Source organism: Flavobacterium sp. FG68 (assembly GCF_057808895.1).
Map to the genome: position 1 here is coordinate 76,050 of NZ_JBMDIY010000014.1, position 18,841 is coordinate 94,890.

General features: G+C 33.7%; 15 protein-coding genes. 7 read left to right on the forward strand and 8 right to left on the reverse strand.

Annotation, left to right across the window (positions count from 1 at the left end):
* Positions 1–312: 312 nt before the first annotated feature.
* The 4 genes from ACODSB_RS10900 (at position 313) to ACODSB_RS10915 (ending at position 2,759) form a co-directional block, all read left to right on the forward strand.
* Complete coding sequence (locus ACODSB_RS10900; RefSeq protein ID WP_488937059.1) at positions 313–957, forward strand: GNAT family N-acetyltransferase; 645 nt, start codon at positions 313–315, stop codon at positions 955–957.
* A 108-nt stretch (positions 958–1,065) separates the two neighbouring features.
* Positions 1,066–1,260, forward strand: a complete 195-nt coding sequence (locus tag ACODSB_RS10905) for a hypothetical protein (protein ID WP_488937060.1) — start codon at positions 1,066–1,068, stop codon at positions 1,258–1,260.
* A 290-nt stretch (positions 1,261–1,550) separates the two neighbouring features.
* Positions 1,551–2,198, forward strand: coding sequence for a hypothetical protein (locus tag ACODSB_RS10910; RefSeq protein ID WP_243408700.1), 648 nt, complete (start codon positions 1,551–1,553; stop codon positions 2,196–2,198).
* Between the two features lie 108 nt (positions 2,199–2,306).
* A complete protein-coding gene (locus ACODSB_RS10915; RefSeq protein WP_053470390.1) occupies positions 2,307–2,759 on the forward strand; it encodes a hypothetical protein in 453 nt (150 codons plus the stop codon).
* A gap of 86 nt (positions 2,760–2,845) precedes the next feature.
* Here ACODSB_RS10915 and ACODSB_RS10920 read toward each other — a convergent pair whose 3' ends face one another.
* Together ACODSB_RS10920 and ACODSB_RS10925 are read right to left on the reverse strand one after the other, a co-directional pair.
* Positions 2,846–4,066, reverse strand: a complete 1,221-nt coding sequence (locus ACODSB_RS10920) for a DUF763 domain-containing protein (RefSeq protein ID WP_488937061.1) — start codon at positions 4,064–4,066, stop codon at positions 2,846–2,848.
* Positions 4,067–4,137: 71 nt separating this feature from the next.
* On the reverse strand, positions 4,138–4,695 hold the full coding sequence (locus tag ACODSB_RS10925; RefSeq protein WP_488937062.1) for a GNAT family N-acetyltransferase: 558 nt from the start codon (positions 4,693–4,695) through the stop codon (positions 4,138–4,140).
* A gap of 390 nt (positions 4,696–5,085) precedes the next feature.
* Here ACODSB_RS10925 and ACODSB_RS10930 point away from each other — a divergent pair, with 390 nt between their 5' ends.
* Together ACODSB_RS10930 and ACODSB_RS10935 are read left to right on the forward strand one after the other, a co-directional pair.
* Positions 5,086–8,028: an Ig-like domain-containing protein gene (locus ACODSB_RS10930; RefSeq protein WP_488937063.1), complete on the forward strand. Its 2,943-nt coding sequence runs from the start codon at positions 5,086–5,088 to the stop codon at positions 8,026–8,028.
* A gap of 249 nt (positions 8,029–8,277) precedes the next feature.
* On the forward strand, positions 8,278–9,036 hold the full coding sequence (locus ACODSB_RS10935) for a phosphatase PAP2 family protein (RefSeq protein WP_488937064.1): 759 nt from the start codon (positions 8,278–8,280) through the stop codon (positions 9,034–9,036).
* A gap of 69 nt (positions 9,037–9,105) precedes the next feature.
* Here ACODSB_RS10935 and ACODSB_RS10940 read toward each other — a convergent pair whose 3' ends face one another.
* The 6 genes from ACODSB_RS10940 to ACODSB_RS10965 form a co-directional block, all read right to left on the reverse strand.
* Complete coding sequence (locus tag ACODSB_RS10940) at positions 9,106–9,990, reverse strand: diacylglycerol/lipid kinase family protein (RefSeq protein WP_488937065.1); 885 nt, start codon at positions 9,988–9,990, stop codon at positions 9,106–9,108.
* Positions 9,990–11,942, reverse strand: a complete 1,953-nt coding sequence (locus ACODSB_RS10945) for an LTA synthase family protein (protein ID WP_488937066.1) — start codon at positions 11,940–11,942, stop codon at positions 9,990–9,992. The genes ACODSB_RS10940 and ACODSB_RS10945 overlap by 1 nt, the downstream gene beginning before the upstream one ends.
* 75 nt (positions 11,943–12,017) lie before the next feature.
* Positions 12,018–14,429 carry a TonB-dependent receptor gene (locus tag ACODSB_RS10950; protein WP_488937067.1) on the reverse strand — a complete coding sequence of 804 codons (2,412 nt, stop codon included), beginning with the start codon at positions 14,427–14,429 and terminating at the stop codon, positions 12,018–12,020.
* Positions 14,430–14,492: 63 nt separating this feature from the next.
* Positions 14,493–15,758, reverse strand: a complete 1,266-nt coding sequence (locus tag ACODSB_RS10955; protein ID WP_488937068.1) for a sensor histidine kinase — start codon at positions 15,756–15,758, stop codon at positions 14,493–14,495.
* Positions 15,751–16,428, reverse strand: a complete 678-nt coding sequence (locus ACODSB_RS10960; protein WP_057119489.1) for a response regulator transcription factor — start codon at positions 16,426–16,428, stop codon at positions 15,751–15,753. Before ACODSB_RS10960 ends, ACODSB_RS10955 begins: the two co-directional genes overlap by 8 nt.
* A 55-nt stretch (positions 16,429–16,483) precedes the next feature.
* Positions 16,484–17,245, reverse strand: coding sequence for a phosphatase PAP2 family protein (locus ACODSB_RS10965; protein WP_488937069.1), 762 nt, complete (start codon positions 17,243–17,245; stop codon positions 16,484–16,486).
* 153 nt (positions 17,246–17,398) lie between these two features.
* Here ACODSB_RS10965 and ACODSB_RS10970 point away from each other — a divergent pair, with 153 nt between their 5' ends.
* Positions 17,399–18,781 carry a leucine-rich repeat protein gene (locus ACODSB_RS10970; RefSeq protein ID WP_488937070.1) on the forward strand — a complete coding sequence of 461 codons (1,383 nt, stop codon included), beginning with the start codon at positions 17,399–17,401 and terminating at the stop codon, positions 18,779–18,781.
* Positions 18,782–18,841: the final 60 nt, after the last annotated feature.

Below are 18,841 nucleotides of genomic sequence, written 5' to 3' on the forward strand. Positions count from 1 at the left end.
AATGAAAAGTAAAATGCAAAAATAGAATAATATTAAATAAAACTTGCCAGCTTATTCTTAAATCTGTCTGTATCAGGAAGAAAATTAGATTATCATGTCTGTTGGTATTGCTAAATCAAAATGATAAAAACGTATCATTTTGAGAAGTATTTTATATACGGCACTATTTTCTTTTTTAAATATAAAACACTTGTAAACAGATGATAATGCTTAATAATGGATTATAATACAATAATTGGTATCTAATTTGAAAGACGAGTTTGAATTATAGAATTACGCTTTATTACTAAATTAAAATGCGATAAATCAAATATGAAAACCCAAGAAACGCCCGTAGATTTTTCAGACAAAGATTTTCTGTCTGCCTCCATTTTAGATAAAACCAACTTATTTTCCCACAATCAAAACCTTGAAGATCCAATTGAATTTTGGGTTGAAACCGCTAATTCCGATCATATTTTTTGGGTTCAGGAAATTTGCGACATGACATTATCATCTGCTTTAGCGCGGGGAACCGGTATTTCCGGACGGTCGCCGGAACTTCTTAAAGAAAAAATAGAAAAAGGTGAGGCCGTTATTGCGTTTGCATTAGACGGAAGATGGGCCGGTTTTTCTTTTATTTCTTCGTGGGATGATGGCCGTTTTGTTTCTAATTCAGGTTTAATAGTTGCTCCTGAATTCAGACATACCGGACTTGCAAAAAACATTAAAAGAAAGATTTTTGAATTAAGCCGTCAAAAATATCCCGATGCCAGTATTTTTAGCCTTACCACAGGTTTGGCAGTAATGAAAATGAACCACGAACTCGGTTTTGAACCCGTTACTTATTCAGAATTAACTACCGATGATGTTTTTTGGGAAAACTGTAAATCCTGTGTCAATTGTCCGATATTAAGCAGTAAAGAAAGAAAAAACTGTTTATGTTCGGCAATGTTGTATGATCCTAAGAAACATTAAGATTTAGCTTGTTTGGTAAAAAGTAATATCCTGTAACTTTTAAAAATGATTATATAAGTGATTGATTTTGAGTTTAAGTAATTTTAATAAAATTTAAAACTTAGAGTTATGAACACAAAAAATCCAAATCCGAATAACACTCCAAAGAGTGGTTCTGATAATCGAAGTGATATGAGAAAACATCAATATAAAGATCATAATGAAGTTTTAACAAACGACGAGAAATATGATGTTGATACTCATAAATTTAAAGGTAAAGAACCTGATTTTGACGATAAGTTGAACAACGAAGAAAAAAAATAATTTTAAAACGTCTCAAATTCCTGTTTGAGACGTTTTTATTTTGACTTCATAATAATTGTTTACTAACAATAATAACAATGCTTTGCTAAGTATTCAACCAGAGAGCAGTTTATATTTGTTAATAAATTTTGCGAAGTAAAAAAAACTATGGTTTGATTTTTATAGATTTGCAAATCTATAATTTCCAAAAATTAGTTTTTTGGAAACAATTATAAAAGCCAAAGACAATGAAATCCGTTACCTCAATATTTTTATTTTTAATATTCGGTTATTCAAATTGTTACTCTCAATTGAGCTCAGATCAAATATGGGAAAGCTTTAAACAAGGAGAACGTACCAACTGCTCATCGATTGCTTTAATCAAGGCTGCTTTAAATATTTACGGGTTAGACAATCTTTTTATAACTCAGAAAATAAACGAAAACGAGCAAAAAATTACACTAAAAAATAATGCTTCCTTTACTCTAAAAAGTGCTGAACTCGATAAAGCCAGATTTTCTGCCGGGTTTGTTCTTATTAAAGATAATTGTGAGGCCGAAGCCATAACAGACTATGCAATACTGGCTTATGCAGTAATGGCAAAATACAAACAGATTATTGACAAGGATGCCACTTTTGATAAAGCATTAGAAGATTTAGAAGATGGTGAAGTTTATACACCAACTATTTATAAATATCTGGGATTTGAAAAAGGCAAGCAAATTCAAAAATTAAAGCGACAATCCGGAAATGAATTTTGCGGTGTTGTGGCCTGGTCAAACGCACATGCCGTGTTTGTTTGCGAAGAATTTATGGATTATTACGGCAACAAAAAGAGTATTTGGATAAAATATCCGGGAAGATTTAGAATTATTAAGTCGCCAGATGATATAAGAAACAGTCATCAAATCGCCGAAATTCCTAAAGATACTCTTACTTACGACGACGAAATTGAATGATATTACACTCATTGTTAAAGTTTTCTAAAAAAAAGAAATGAAATAAGTTGTGATTTAAGTTAATTTATATATTTTTGTCACAACCAACAACTAATTTACATCTACAAAATGAAGAGCAAAATTATACTATTATGTGCCCTTTTCTTCTTGACGACTGGCGCTATCATGGCACAAGCAAAAAATGCCCCAAGAAGTATTATCAGTACAACAGCCTTAATTCGTAAATACCACGATCAAAAAGAATTAAGCGGTATGCAAAAAGGTGAACTTTTAGAATTGTACATCGAGCGTATTAAAGTTTTAGTGAAAACTCTTCCTTACATCGCTTTGGTTACAAAACCAGGAGTTACTATGGCAGATTTAGGTATTCCAGACGATGGAGACCACAAAAAAATCTTAGATAACCAAGCAATTGGTACTTCTACTTTCTTAGATACTACAGTAGAATTTCAAAGAAAAATGATGCCTTACTCTGATAAAGGAAACCTTATCGCAGCAATTTTATTCTACGAAAACACATTAAAATCTTTACACGAATTCAACGACTTGAACGAAATGTAATAAACATACAAGTTTGAAAAAAATTAAAAAACTCCAAAGTCATTTGATTTTGGAGTTTTTTTTATGCTTTTTCTGAATCCGATATTTTAAAATAATTCCAATTGATTATTGGGATTCGAAGGTTTATTTTTCGGAGGTTTTGCATGGCCAAAAATAGTTCTTCCGCCATATTTATAAGATTCATCACGTTCTTTTTGAATCAAGGCTTCAAAATTAGCATTGGGCGTAAAGCTTTCTTCGGCTTTTCTGGAGATTTCAGATAGCTTTTTAATTGCATCTATTTTATCACTGTTCCCAATTTTAGCCCGATTGATGGCTCTTTGCAAAGTATCAATTGTTTCATCGTATATTTTTACAGGAACAGGAAACGGGTGTCCGTCTTTTCCGCCGTGAGCAAATGAAAAACGCGCCGGATCTTCAAATCGGGTAGGAGTACCGTAAATAATTTCACTAACCAAAGCTAGTGACTGTAAAGCTCTTGGTCCCATACCTTTTAAAAGCAATAATTCCTGAAAATCTTCAGGTCTGTTTTCGTGCGTTGTCCACAGCATTGCGCCAAGTCTTTTCATGTTCACATCTTCCATTCTAACATCATGATGTGCAGGCATAGAAAGATATTGCATTTCCTTCATGATTTTTGCTGGAGATTCTTTCGATAATTCTAAAATACCTTCTCTTGATTTTTCGGCCGCCTGAGCCGTAAGATTTAAAATAGTACCTTGATTTTCGCCATAAATAAATGTATGAGGCTCATTTATAAATGATTTTAAATCCTGCGAATGCCAATGGTATCTTCTGGCAGTTTTAGAATCGGGATTCATTCCCTGCTGGATAACAGCCCATTGTCCTTTATTATCGACAATAAAATTATGCTGATACAATTGAAATCCGTCCTGAATTGCGGTGTTGTCTACTTTAGCCGTAAGTTTGCTGCAATTGGCGAGATTGCTGCCGTCAAGACCAGTTTTTTCGCCCACAAATAAAAGTTCCTGCGGTGTTAAAAGTGAATGTTTGCCTTTGCCGCCGCAAATGTATATTCCGAGTTCTTTTGAATGCGGGTTTACCGATTTTTTTAAGGCTCCAAGTACAGAAGTTGTAATTCCTGACGAGTGCCAGTCCATTCCCATAACAGCGCCAAAACTTTGAAACCAAAAAGGGTTGCTGAGTTTACTTATAACTTCAGAAGTAGAAAATTCCATGGCAATCGTTTCTACAATTGCAAAGCCAAGTTTAGCCATACGTTCCGAAAGCCATAAAGGAACTTGCCCATAGTGTAATGGAAGATCTGCTGTACCGGAACGTTTCATGGAATATTGAGTTTTTACAAAAATACGAAAAAAGACGTTAGTAATAGTTTGCTGTTCAAACCATTGAAGAACTACTTTTTATCGTCCCATTCTCTTTTTAGCATGGCATATTGAAATTCGCTTCCCCATTTTCCTTTAAAAAATATATTTTCAATAAAATGTCCTTCTTGTCTAAAACCAATACTTTTTAGCAGATTAATTGAAGCAGTATTTTCTGCATCCACGATTTCGACTACACGGTGTATTTTTATTTCATCAAACAAAAATGATAAAATCCCCAGAAGAACTTCTTTAGCATAACCTTTTTTTTGTTCCAAATGCGAAATAGTAATTCCTATTTCGGCAATTCTTGGATCATATTCGTCCAGTTTGATGGCGCAGTCACCAATAAGTTTTCCTGTTGTGCGATTTTCAATTCCGTATTGTACCCATTCTCCAGCTTTACCAAAATACTTACTCGAATTATCTGTAATAAAATCTTCTGCCTGTTCCATTGTCATAACATCAAAACCCTGATATTTTGTGACTTCTGGATTGGAACGATAGATAATAAAGTCTGATAAGTCAGATAATGTTAAATGTCGAATAATAAGCTGCGGAGTTTCTATATGTAAAGGTTTGTCGATCATTTAGTTATCTAAAGTTTTAAAGATGAATTTTGATTAAATGAAAGTAGGCCAATTTCATTTAATTCACAAATTCAAAAATTACAGTTTTTCAGTTAATATTTTATGTAAGTAAATATTTATTTTAATTGTAAAAAGCGAATGTCATTATAAATGAGGTCTATTTTTTTTATATTCTCATTTTCAGAGCCTTAAATTATCAAGTTTGCATCTATATTTATTCTTGATTTTTTATTTCTTGAAAAATTATATATAATTGATTGTTAAGGTTTTATGTAAACGAAATCGTTGTATAAGTCTTGATTTTTTGTCAACCTTTTCTTTAATTTCTTTTTTAAGTATAGTTTCGTTATGCCCTTTTTTAAGGCACTAACTATTTAAAAACCAAAACTTATGAGAAACAAATTACATGCTATTTTTTTTAAAAGAGACTGCCATATTTTATTATGGATTTTTTTCGTTCTCTTAACTTCAACTTCTTATGCGCAGAGAGGTTATTATGATGCGCCGTACAAAAGATACGAAGCTAATTTAGGCCAACTGTCTAATGGCGCTACAACTACTTCAAAATCATATGTGCAGTCTGATCTTCAATCAGAAGCTTCAGATCAGCAATGTGTGAATCTTTCTGCAACAAACGCTACAGTGCAATGGACACTTACAGAAGCTGCCGACGGACTTGTAATTCGTTACAGCGTTCCTGACGGACAATCGGGTACTGTAGGTATTTATAACGGAAACACAAAGCTTACAACGCTTACTTTGACTTCTACCTGGTCTTGGGAATATTTGTGGAGTAACGGAAATCCGAATAATAACGGAATCACAAATCAAAACCCAAGAATGCGTTTTGATGAAGTGCGTTATAAACTTCCTGCTAAAATTCCGGTTTCGGGAACTTTAAAAATTGTGAGAGAATCGGGTAACATTCATTTGGATTTCGCAGAAATGGAACCAATTCCAACAGCGGTAACGGCTCCATCTGGTGCGGTAACTTATTCTGGAAACGGAAGTGATCTTCAAACTTTTATTGATGCAAACGGCGGTAAAAAAATCTTCGTTCCAACGGGTGTTTATAACGTAAACCGCGAATTGTATTTTGGTTCGGCAAACACTTCCTTAATTGGTGCCGGAATGTGGTATACTCAAATTAATTTTACCAACACAAGCAGTTTAAACGGAGGATTGCGTGCTAATGCCAGTAATATTTCATTTACGGATCTTTATTTGACTACTAATTCGGCTTCGAGAAGTAACTCTTATAAAGGTATAAATGGCGTTTTTACAAGTGGTTCAATCGTAAAAAATATTTGGGCAGAACATTTTGAATGCGGCGCGTGGATTGCACAATACAATACGGGAGGTCCTGCCATTGCCGACGGATTTACATTATCTCATTGTCGCTTTAGAAACAATTATGCCGATGGAATTAATCTTTGTAAAGGAACTGCAAACTCTGTTGTAGAGCATTGTAATTTTAGAAATAACGGAGACGATGATCAGGCGATTTGGTCTGCTGACGGATTGGAATGTATCAATAATACGTTTCGATACAATACTTCAGAAAACTGCTGGCGTGCTTGTGGTCTTGCTATTTACGGCGGAAAAAACAACAAAGGCTACAATTTAATTATCAAAGACAATTTAGAAGCGGGTATCAGAGTGAGTAATAATTTTCCGGGTGCGCCATTTAACAATGACGGAATGCACGAAATTCACGATATCACCGTATCAACCTGCGGAACTTTTAATGATACGTACAATAATCCTGTAGCGGCTGTGGATATTTTCAGTGCTACAAATGCCGGATCTCAGGTTAAAAATGTACAGCTTTATAATATCGATATAAATGATTCAAGAAATGATGCTATTTCTATAAGCAAAAGATCGGGCGATGGAATTTACAATCTTTCATTTAAAGACATAACGGTTAACGGAACTGGGAAAGAATTTCCAAACAATAATGCCTTAAACAGAAATTGGGGTAGAGGTTACTTTGTATTGATTGCTGGTTCTCCAAGTGGAAATGGTACCTATTGCAATATGAATTATTCTAACAGAGGCGGAAATGCTGCTGCAAATGAAGAAATCAGTGCCATTGGTTCTTTTTCATGGACACAAAGTTCTAATTGTTCTACTGTAAATGTTCCGGTTACAGATGTTACCATTTCTCCAACAACAGCTACTTTAGGCGTTGGCGCAACGCAGCAATTAACACCAACTGTTGCTCCGGCAAATGCTACGAACAAAAACGTAACGTATAGTTCTAATAATACGGGCGTAGCAACGGTTAATGGTTCAGGTTTAGTTACTGCGGTTGCTTCGGGATCAGCAACTATTACGGTAACAACACAGGATGGAAATAAAACAGCAACAGCTGTAATTACCGTAAATTCATCAAATATTGCGGTTACAAGTGTGAGTTTGAGCCCAACATCTTCAACATTATCTGTAGGTGGAACACAGCAATTAACGCCAACAGTTTTGCCATCAAATGCAACAAACAAAAACGTAACGTATAGTTCTAATAATACGGGCGTTGCAACTGTAAATGGTTCAGGTTTAGTTACAGCAGTTGCTGCAGGAACCGCTACGATTACAGTAACCACTGTAGACGGAAACAAAACTAGTACGGCATCGATTACGGTTAATGCTGCAACAGGAAATTATTTTACAATTAAAAACAGATGGACTGGTAATTATTTATATGATGCCGGAGCAAATGTTGGCTACGGAGCAACGGTTGCGAACAACAATTATAAATGGGAAAAAGTTGCAGTTGATGCTACTTTTTATATCCTGAAAAATGTGGGTACGGGAGATATAATGAATATCGAAAACTTAACCGGAGCAGTACAATGTACGGCAGGATCAAATGGCTGGTGGAGTGCACAATGGTCAAGTGAAAATGTGGACGGAACTTACGTGAGAATTAAAAACAGATGGCAGACAGGAGCTATGATTCACATTGAAAACTTAAACGGTTCTGCTCAATATAACGGAGGTCAAAACAATTGGGAAAGTGCGCAATGGCAGTTTCAATCAACTTCTGCATCTAAAAAAGCGAATGTTACCGCAGCAGAAGTAACAGTTGAAAATTCTGTAGTTAGTATTTATCCAAATCCGTCGATTAACAATGAATTTAATGTTGTTTTACCAGAATTAGAATCAGGTGATTCGGCAACTGTAACGGTTACAGATATAAACGGAAGAAAAGTTTTGGTAAACAAAATCAATTCTTCTGCAAAAATTAATCATCATTTAGCTTCTGGAATTTATGTGGTTACCATTAATTGTAATGCTTTTAATGTTTCTAAAAAGTTGATTATTAAGTGATAAAATAGAATTTTATGTAAAGGTTTAAACTTTTACAGTTCAAATTCTTCCTCTTTAAAAACGATCAGATATGTTTTATATCTGGTCGTTTTTTGTTTTCTCTAAATATTTTTCCTAATACTTTCAAAATGCAGAATTTCTTCAAAATTGGTGTTCAACTTTGCCAATAATTTAATTGTTTTCTATGAGGAAAAACTACGTTTATTTTAATCACCAAGCGTAATTATTAATTTCTAATTTTCATTTAAAATGGGAAAATCGTTCCTCTTATTTATTTTTGGTATGACTTCTATTTGTGCGCAAAACACAGTAAGTGATACAATTGCAGTACAAGACACTGTACACAATTTAAAGTTTAACTACAAACAATTGATCATTCCAAGCGTTCTTATTGGTTATGGTTTTATTGGTTTAGAAAGTGACCAGCTCAAAACTTATAATGCACAAATTAAGGAAGAAGTTAACGAAGATATTGATCACAAAATCTCTATTGATGATTTCTCGCAATGGGCACCTGCGGCTTCTGTATACGGCTTAAACGCTTTGGGTATAAAAGGAAAAAATAATTTGAAAGACCGTTCTATTATTTTAGCGAGTTCTTATTTAATGATGAGCGCTTCGGTATTTGCTCTAAAAAACATTACTAAAGTAGAAAGACCGGACGGATCTTCTAACAATTCTTTTCCTTCAGGACATACTGCAACCGCTTTTGCCGGAGCAGAATTTATGTATCAGGAATATAAAGACCAATCGATTTGGTATGGTATTGCAGGATATGCGGTAGCGACAGGAACGGGACTTTTTAGAATGTACAATGACAGACACTGGCTTACAGATGTTGTTGCAGGCGCAGGAATTGGAATTTTAAGCACTAAAGCGGCGTATTGGATGTATCCGTATTTGCAGAATAAAGTTTTTAAATCTTCAAAAGAAAACAAAACCACATCGATGATTATACCTTTTTATAACGGAAAAGAATTGGGCTGCAGCTTTGTGAAACAATTTTAAATCAGACTTTAAAACAAAAAAATATTCCATAGAGAGAATTAAAAAGGTTCTTTCTATGGAATATTTCTTTTATAAATCTACTAAAACGTTGAGTGCTCCGGGCAGTATTTTTATGTTTAATTTATTTGTTTTTAAATTATGCTGTTCTCCGTCAATTTGAGAATCGATAAAGATTTTTGACGGCATTTCAATTTGAATTTCTTTTACTAAAAAGTGCTGTGCTTTTTTGAATTTTTCGATTGAATTTCGAAGGACATTAAACCCCAGCATTATTTTTTCTAAAAAAGATAATTTCGGAATTACAATCATATCCAATAATCCGTCCTGAAGGCTTGCTTTTGGAGTAAGGCTCATATTGTAACCCATTTCGTTAGAATTGGATATAAACAACATCAAAGGATTTATTTCAAGAGTTTGATTGTCAAAATGTACAATCGTTTTTTGAGTCTTAAATTCTAAACTCGAAGACATTGCTGCTTTGATATAAGCCGGAAGTGTTCTTTTTCCTGCTCGTTCGTATTTTTTGATAATAAGTGCATCAATGCCAATACCCATATTACTAAAAAAGTATTTTTCATTTACTTGTCCCACATCCATTGCTGTTGAATGCCCTTTTTTAATGATAGCAATTGCTTTATCAAAGTCTCTTGGAATATTCAAATTAGAAGCCAATCCGTTTCCTGAACCTACAGGAACAATTCCTAATTTTATGGAAGTTCCTATAAGTGAAGAAGCTACTTCATTTATCGTTCCGTCTCCGCCGCATGCAATTATGTAATCCGGGTTTTGTGTAATAGCCGCTTTTGTGAGTTCTATTGCGTGCTTTTTTTGGTTTGTATAATCAACCTCAATTTTATATTTATCTTTAGGAAACTGGCTTAAGATATAAGACGCAGACAAATTGTGTTGGCCGCTACCGGAAATTGGGTTGATTATAAAATGAATGTAAATCATTATTGTAAAAGTTTATTTGTAAAAAGGAAATCGGCGGTTTGGTACCACGAAATTGTTTCTTCTAAAAAAGACTGATCTATTGGAAGTGATTTCAAACTATTATCTTCTTTATTCCAGGAATAAAAGGCCTGTTTTTTCTGATCAGATAAAATCATTACTTTATCTTTTTTCATCAAAACTAATTTTCGATAAGTTCCCATTAAAGCGCGCTGTTCAAATTGAGAATCCAAAACATTTTTTCCAAAAAAATCAGACTCGTAATTCCAATGAAAAAGCGAAAAGAGTGTAGGCCATAAATCAATTTGAGAACATTGTTTCGTTATTTTCTGATTTTCAGGTAAATTAACAATGAAGGCCGGAATATGATAGTTTGCCACATTAATTTCATCTTTACCGGCACTGCTCGCACAATGATCTGCAATTATTACAAAAACAGTATTTTTAAACCAAGGTTTTGTCTGGGCTTTTTTGAATAATTCTTTCAGTGCAAAATCAGTATATTTTACAGCGCCTTCACGACTTGTTCCAGAAGGAATATCAATTTTTCCCGAAGGATAAGTAAAGGGCCTGTGATTAGATGTTGTCATCACAAAATTGAAAAACGGCTTTCCGGTTTTGTATTTTGAATCGGCTACTTTTAGCATTTTATTAAAAATGTCTTCGTCGCAAATTCCCCATGCATTTTCAAAAGTTACTTCATTGTCGTTTATGTTATTACGAGTAGTTTTGATCTCATCGCTCAATACACTACCGCGTCCGCGATCGTAAATATTAAATCCGTTTCCTCCAAAATAGGCATTCATATTATCAAAATAACCATCGCCGCCATAGAAAAAATTACAATCGTATTTTCTGGATTTGAAAACGCTGCAAACCGTATACAAATTCTGATTATCAGGTCTTTTTACAATACTTTGACCCGGCGTAGGCGGAATACACAAAGTAACGGCTTCCATTCCTCTAACGGTTCTGGTTCCTGTGGCATATAAATTTTCAAAGAAAATGCTTTTTTGGGCAAGACTATCTAAAAAAGGCGTGATGTTTTCTTTATTTCCAAATTCTTTCAAAAAGCTTCCGCTCAGACTTTCTACCAAAATAAAGACAACATTTTTATTTTCAAGAGATGGAATACTGTCAGTAATTTTTCTATGAATAGAATAATCGTTTCTGGAATAAACAGAATTAGGACTGGTTAATTTTTTTCTAATAATACCAAAAGCTTTATCATTAGGAATCGAAGTATAGAAATCAACATATTTCATTTGGTTGTTTCTAAAAGCTGCAAAAAAGGAATAAATACCGGATTTTGATATTTCTGAATTGTATCTGTTTTGAGACCATTCTGCCTGATTATTGGTGATAAAGAAACCAAAAAATAAAGCAATGCCAATCGTACAAAATAAAACTGAAAGCCTCGTTTTCAAACTCGCTTTAGAAGTAAAAGTAGTTGTAAAAGCACCTCTTTTATAAAAAATAAACAGAAACACAAAAGTAAGCAGTAATACACCGCCAATTAAAACGGGCAGGGGATAGGACTGTTGAATGTTAGCTACAACTTCATGCGTATAAATAAGATAATCAACGGCTATGAAATTAAATCGTGTTTTAAATTCATCCCAAAATGTCAATTCGGCAAAAAAAGTAAAAACAAGAATAAAAACGGTTAAGGATGTAAAAAAGTAAATTAAGATTTTATCTAAAAAAGAACCAACCCATTTATTTGGCATTACACTATAATACAATACACTGCAAATGGAAATGAATGCAACAGTACCAAAATCAAAGAAAAGACCTGTTAGCAAGGTTCTTAAAACATCGATAATATGCCACGAAACTTCACTATACTGCCATATAAAAAAGGAAATTCTTAAAAATTGAGATAGTATTAAAAACCAAAAAATAAAATGCATCAACAGTAAATATCTGCCGTACTTTGAAGATAATTTATTCATAATTATTATTTAACATTCGTCTGCAAATTTTATATTGCAATTCTGAATTAATTTTGAATTTCATTTTGGATACCGTTAAAACTTGTAACTGTAACCAAAACGAACGACTTGTGTTTCATAATAATCCTTGCTCGTATAGCGGAATCCTTCGCCTTGAATTTCTTTTTTAATTACCAGTGTATTGAAAATATCTGTGGCATTTAAAAATATTTCGCCTTTTCCTTTCTGCACTATCTTTTTTACACCCAAATCTGTAGAAAAGCGGGAATCCATTTTTCCCTGCGGAATTATATCGGGTGCGAGATATACCATAGAAACCTGCCCGGAAAGTGTTTTATTGAACAAAAAGGTATTGTTCCATTTTACATTTCCCGAAGTTATTTCCTGAAGACTGCCCGTATAAGTTGATGGAACTGGATATAAATTTGTGACCGTAAAGGCATCGATTGTATTTTTATATATGTTTCCATTGATATTAAAAGAATACCACGAATTGATTTCTTTTGCGTAAACAATCTCGGCACCAAAAGAGGAACTTTCTAATGCATTTTGAAATACGTTATAAATCAAAGAACTGCCGGGAACTGTAGTGGCGATTCGGGTAATAGTTCCATTGATAACACGGTAATACAAAGAGGTTAAAAAATAACCTTTATTAAAATCGGTTTTATAACCTGCTTCAAACGCGCTTGTATATTGAGGGCGCAGGGCAGGGTTTCCTACTTTAATAATTTCGGCATCATCGTATTTTGGGAAAATACGAATATCGACTTCATTTGGTCGGTCAACGCGGCGGCTATAAAAAGCAGTGAATTTGTTTTTATCATCAATTTTATAAGCCAGTTTAACACTTGGGAAAGGTTCTGTATAATTATATCCGTTGCTTTTATAAGTAGGATGATTGGGATTGACATCGTACTTAAGATCAACATATTCATAACGAAGTCCAAGTTCAGCTTCAATTCTTTCACTTTCATAAATGTAACTTCCGTAAACAGCCGGAATGATTTCTTTGTAAGTAGCCCAGCCTCCGGCATTTGCATCTATTGGAGAATTTTCTCCCGGAAAAAATTGCATATTGGTAGGAATTTCTCTGTTTCTAAATTTAATTCCGGTTTCAAAACGTCCGTATTTTAATGGCTGTACATAATCTAAATTAAGGTCGATTACTTTTTCATCCGAAAGCAGTTTAAAAGCATCGCGACCCGTAGATGCTGGCAGGATATTATCAAAGAAATATTTTTCATCTTCCTGATGATACGTATAATTAATTCCGGCATTTAATTTACGTCCAGCCTGTTTGAATTTATGCTGATAAGAACCGCTAACCATAACGGTTGTTTTAAGTTCATCTTCTAAAAACTGCCACAAACGCAAACGCTCTGAATTATCCTGATTAAAAAAGGGTTCGTCTCCGTGATCGATAATTTTTTCACGGCCATAAAGTCCAGAAAAAGAAAAGGTATTTCGGTCGTTATAATTCCAGTCAATTCCGGTTTTAAGCGTAGTAAAATGTGTATCCCGATTTCGCTTTGTCTGCTGATTGATTATGCTGCCGTCATCATAAGTTCTGGTAACAAATTCATTTTTGTTAAGCGTTTCTGTATAAAGATAATCGGCTTGTAAATAAGCATTTATTTTATCTTTTCTGTAGTTTAGCGAAAGGCTCGGATTAATTTTAGGCGTCACTTTATATTGAGGTCTTATCGTCGGCAGATTCGCCTGACGTTCCCATAAAACTCCGTATCCCGAACTAATTCCTATTTTTCCGTTTAAGCCGTCTTGTTTGTTTTTTTTGTAAATAATATTGATGATTCCGGCATTTCCGTTGGCATCATATTTAGAAGATGGATTGTTGATAATTTCAATTTTTTCGATTGCAGAAGCCGGAATGTTATCCAGTCCAGACTGATTTCCAAATCCTGTCAAAGCGGTTTGTTTGCCATCAATTAAAATGGTGACTTTATCATTTCCTCTTAATTGTACTTTTCCGTTTTGAACGGTAACTCCGGGTAAATTTTGCATGGATTGCAAAACAGAACCTCCGCTTTGCGTAATATTATCAGCAACAGCAAAAACTTTTTTATCTAATGTTACCGGATTTTGTTGTGTTTTTGAACTCACAACAACTTCAGATAAAGTATTGATATCTTCCTGAATTTCAATGTTTCCAAGATCTAAATAATCAGAAAGGCTGCCCACAAATAAGGTTTGGGATTTGGTTTTAAAACCAACAACGCTTACTTCTAAAATGTAGTTTCCAGAATTGACAGCTGCAATTGTAAAACGTCCGTCTTCGCCGCTTACGGTGCCAAAGAAAATTTTAGAATCTTTTGAAGATTTTAAAACCACATTAGCATAAGGTATTGTAGTTTTAGAATTACTGTCTTTTACGATTCCGGAAATGGTTACCGATTTTTTTTGGGCGGATAACTGCATTACTATTATCAATAGAAAAGATAACAGTAGTATTGTTTTTGATTTCATTTGTACTATTTAAAAAAAGAATAGTACAAAGCTCATAACCGATTCTGTAGGAAGTTTGAATTTTTAAAATTTCACCTCGAAAATATGCAGATTATCATTAAAAAAATAATGAATTTCCCAATGATTGATTTCGCATATTTTTTTAATGATCGCCAATCCGAGTCCATTTCCCTGCGAAGAAGGATTTACTTTCGAAAAACGGTTGAAAATATTTTCTGCTGCTAAGGCTGTTTCCTGACCTGTGTTGGTGAATCGAACTGTATTGTTTTCTATTTGAATTTCTATTATGCCATTCTTTTTATTATGACGAATAGTATTAAGAAATAAATTATTTAATAACACTTCTGCTAATGCTGCATTTCCCTGAACGCTTAAAGTATCTTTAAATTCAGTTTGAATGGTCAGGTTTTTAGCTTTTGCCTGTTCTGTAAAGAAGTCAAGATGTTTCTCAAAATACTCATTTAAACTAATGGTGTTTTTTTCGAGATAACTTTCATTATCAATTTTAGAAAGCAATAAAAGATTTTTATTCAGTCTGTTGAGTCTTGATACATCTTTGTTTAGAGAACCAACTAAAGTCGATTGTTCTTCATTTAATTCTAATTGCTGGAGAATGTCAATTTTGGTTTGAAATAATGCTAAAGGCGTTTGAAGTTCGTGCGCTGCATTTTCTACAAATTCGCGCTGACTTTTATAAATGGCCGTATTTTTTTCGATTAAACTTTCGAGACTTTTATTTAAACGCGCAAATTCGTCGATATCGGTTGGAATAAAATGAGGCGGATTACTTTTATCAATTTCAAAATCTTCTATCTGACTTAATGTATTGTAAAAAGGTTTCCAGATAATTTTTGCTGATTTTTTTGAAATCCAGATTATTCCGGTAAGTAAAATGATGATGATAAACAGAAACATAACAGCCACACTAAAAACCATTCCTTCCATTTCAACCAGATTTCGCTTTTCTATATAAGTATATCTTTTTCCGTTGATATCAACCGGAGCGTATAATATTCTAAACGGTTCTTTTTCATTGGCTAAAGCTTCAAAGATCATTTTACCTACAATAGAATCTTTTGTTACACCCATATCTTTAACAATAGATATATTAGGATTGTATTTGTTCCAGGCGGCAATATCATTAGCAGTGTAATTGTTGTGGCTTTCGTTTACAAAAGCACCTTTATGAAAAAGCAGTACTTCATCGGTTTCATAAACATACAGCCACTGACAGATATAATAAAATACAGGAGCTGCTATCAATAATATGATAACGGCATATATAAGAAAGCTGTTTGTTGTTTTGCGAAGTAGTTTTTTGTTATTCATTTTCCCATTTATAACCTAAACCGTATACTGTTTTGATATAATCGCCACTGCCGGCTTGTGTGAGTTTCTTTTTTAGATTTTTAATATGAGCATATATAAAATCATGATTGTCAAGCATGTCTGCCATATCGCCAGAAAGATGTTCTGCAATTGACGATTTAGATAATACCTTATTTTCGTTGCCAATTAAAAAGAGCAGTAAATCCAGTTCTTTTTTGGTAATATCCAGTTTTATATCATTTACAAATACTGTCTTTGAGAAAATTTCGATGACAATTTCATTAAATGTAATGCTGTTGCTTCCCTTAAAATTCTTGCGGCGAATAAGTGCCTGCATTCGGACTAAAAGTTCGGCAAGATGAAAAGGTTTCGTAAGATAATCATCTGCACCAAGATTAAATCCTTCCAAACGGGTTTCCAGATTTTCTTTTGCCGAAATGATAATAACACCTTCTGTTTTATTCTTCGCTTTTAGTTCTTTTAATATATCAAATCCGTCACCATCCGGCAGCATTAAATCCAGCAGAATACAGTCGTAATCGTAGCTGTCGATTTTGCTGAGTGCCAAATCGTAATTTTCGGCTGTTTCGCATTGAACGCCATTTGTTTTAAAGTACTCTTTGATGCTTTGTGCAATTTCTTGCTCATCTTCAATAATAAGAATTTTCATGCCGCAATTTACAAATGAATTTTGAAGAAAATCTGAATATTAGTTTCCTGTAAGCTTAAAATGTTTTGAAATAGCAGATTGTCAAATTTCTGCCATCATAAGATGGAGTTATGAAAGACATCGATTTTTTTTGTTCACCATGCCATAATTTTCTTGTAATATATGGATTAATCCAATACGCAATTTTGGTACTCAAAATCCCAATTCCGGCACCAGCGGCAACATCTGTAAGCCAGTGTCTGTTATTGTACATACGAAATATTCCGGTTCCTGTGGCAATAGCATAACCCGCAACGCCATACCATATTGATTTGTCTTTATATTCCTGATATAAAAATTCTGCTCCTGCAAAAGCAATGGCGGTATGACCTGAAGGAAATGAATTGTTTGAAGTTCCATCCGGACGCTCCACATTACTGAGTGATTTTAAAGCAAAAACAGTTCCCACATTTATAATCGTTGAAGTGATTAAAATTACAGAACGGTCGCGCATATTATTTTTTCCTTCAACTCCAAAGGCATTGAGTGCATAAACAGAAACTGCGGGAACATATCGAGAAAAATCATCTATCGAAACCTTACGATCAATATCTTCTGTAAATTCGTCGCGTATTTGATTATTGAAACTTTTTATCTGTCCGCTTTCATTTCCCCAAAAACCATATCCAATTAAAATTCCGGGAATGATCAATTGTTTGTAATTGAAACGAATGTTTTTTACCGTATCAGTTATTATAGAATCCTTTGGCGCAGTATTTTGCCCAAAGACAGAACAAGTCAAAAACGGTAACAGAACTAAAAGAATAATTTTCCTCATCAAAATGATTTATTTAGAATTATAAAATTAGGGTTTTTATTATAAATGAAATTTAATTAAAATATACTCATTTATAGTGATTTTTTTGATTTAGTCAAAAATTAACTTTGCCCGGCTTTAATGCTGCCCTATTTAAAAACAAAAAAAAACATTATGAGATTTTATTTAAAAGGATTTATTTTTTTGATGCTGACTTCACTATTATTATCGTGTAATAAAGAGGAAGAAACTGATTCTCAAAATTCAGCAGATTTATCAATTGCCGTTACGACCAGTTCAAATAACCCAATTGCAAATACCAATTTGACATTTACGCTAACTGCAGCGAATGCCGGACCATTAGATGCTACAAATATCCAAGTTGTAAGCAAAATTCCTGCCGGCTATACATTTGTTAATACAGAATCATCTGCCGGAACTTACAATGAACAAACAGGTGTCTGGTCTATAGGCGACTTGAGTAACGGCGCAGCTGCTACATTAACGATTCACGTAAAAATCAATGCATCAGGTGAATACAATACAAAAGCAATTATTTCCGGAGAGCAGACAGATTTAATAACCGCTAATAATGAAACCACAACTGCAGTGAATGTTAAACCTCTTACAGACGACCTTTTATTTACTTATGAAATAGTACAGGGAGCAAACCCGGAAGTTATTATTACAGGATTGTCTCAACTTTGGAAAGACTTGTCAATTTCGTCAAAATATGATTTGACCATACCAGCCAAGATAGAAGGATATCCGGTTACAAAAATTAGTGGTCACGCATTTGAAAGCCAAACAGAAATTAGCAGTATTGCGATTTCTAACCGAGTTACAACTATAGGGGAATATGCTTTTGTGTTTTGCGATAATTTAACAGCCGTTTCAATACCAAACAGCGTTACCAGTATCAAGCCATATGCATTTAAAAGCTGTCCGGGTTTATCTAATATAGATGTTCCGGATACAGTTGAAGAGATTGGTAATGGTGCTTTTACAGATTGTATTAACTTAACAAGTTTTGCAATACCTAACAATTTGAATTCTTTAGGAGATGTCGTTTTTTTAAATTGCCCTCTTGTTGATTTTACTTTAAAATCCAATTCTTATTTTAGTGTAATTGATGAAGTATTATTTAATAAAGAAGTTACGGCATTGCGATATTTTCCAAGTGCGAAATCCGGTGCTTATGCAATTCCCGAAGGTGTTACAATGATAGAAATAGCAGCTTTTGCCTATGCTGCAAAACTAACAGAAATTACGATTCCTGAAAGTGTTACAACAATTCAGCAAAATGCATTTGCTTACTGCACCGCTCTAACAACCCTTACAATCCCGAAAAATGTTGTTCAAATCTCTTTCTTTGCTTTTAGCTATAATACGAACTTAACAAGTGTAACGATCCATTCAACTGCTCCGCCAACTACTGACAGGCCTTTTCTTAATTGTAAAAACCTTAAAGAAATAAAAGTACCAAATGCTTCTTTAGAAGTTTATAAAGCAAATGCAGACTGGTCTATTTATCAAGATATTTTAGTGGCTCAATAATTTTTTCAGGATTAAATTAATCATACATGAATTATTAATTGTTAATTATAAATTGTGAAT

Bases quoted from the DNA above. Each gene is read 5' to 3' on its own strand.
- ACODSB_RS10915 (WP_053470390.1), top strand. From the start codon at position 2,307: ATGAAGAGCAAAATTATACTATTATGTGCCCTTTTCTTCTTGACGACT.
- ACODSB_RS10925 (WP_488937062.1), bottom strand. From the start codon at position 4,695: ATGATCGACAAACCTTTACATATAGAAACTCCGCAGCTTATTATTCGA.
- ACODSB_RS10920 (WP_488937061.1), bottom strand. From the start codon at position 4,066: ATGAAACGTTCCGGTACAGCAGATCTTCCATTACACTATGGGCAAGTT.
- ACODSB_RS10970 (WP_488937070.1), top strand. From the start codon at position 17,399: ATGAGATTTTATTTAAAAGGATTTATTTTTTTGATGCTGACTTCACTA.
- ACODSB_RS10960 (WP_057119489.1), bottom strand. From the start codon at position 16,428: ATGAAAATTCTTATTATTGAAGATGAGCAAGAAATTGCACAAAGCATC.
- ACODSB_RS10930 (WP_488937063.1), top strand. From the start codon at position 5,086: ATGAGAAACAAATTACATGCTATTTTTTTTAAAAGAGACTGCCATATT.
- ACODSB_RS10950 (WP_488937067.1), bottom strand. From the start codon at position 14,429: ATGAAATCAAAAACAATACTACTGTTATCTTTTCTATTGATAATAGTA.
- ACODSB_RS10905 (WP_488937060.1), top strand. From the start codon at position 1,066: ATGAACACAAAAAATCCAAATCCGAATAACACTCCAAAGAGTGGTTCT.
- ACODSB_RS10945 (WP_488937066.1), bottom strand. From the start codon at position 11,942: ATGAATAAATTATCTTCAAAGTACGGCAGATATTTACTGTTGATGCAT.
- ACODSB_RS10935 (WP_488937064.1), top strand. From the start codon at position 8,278: ATGGGAAAATCGTTCCTCTTATTTATTTTTGGTATGACTTCTATTTGT.
- ACODSB_RS10955 (WP_488937068.1), bottom strand. From the start codon at position 15,758: ATGAATAACAAAAAACTACTTCGCAAAACAACAAACAGCTTTCTTATA.
- ACODSB_RS10965 (WP_488937069.1), bottom strand. From the start codon at position 17,245: ATGAGGAAAATTATTCTTTTAGTTCTGTTACCGTTTTTGACTTGTTCT.
- ACODSB_RS10900 (WP_488937059.1), top strand. From the start codon at position 313: ATGAAAACCCAAGAAACGCCCGTAGATTTTTCAGACAAAGATTTTCTG.
- ACODSB_RS10940 (WP_488937065.1), bottom strand. From the start codon at position 9,990: ATGATTTACATTCATTTTATAATCAACCCAATTTCCGGTAGCGGCCAA.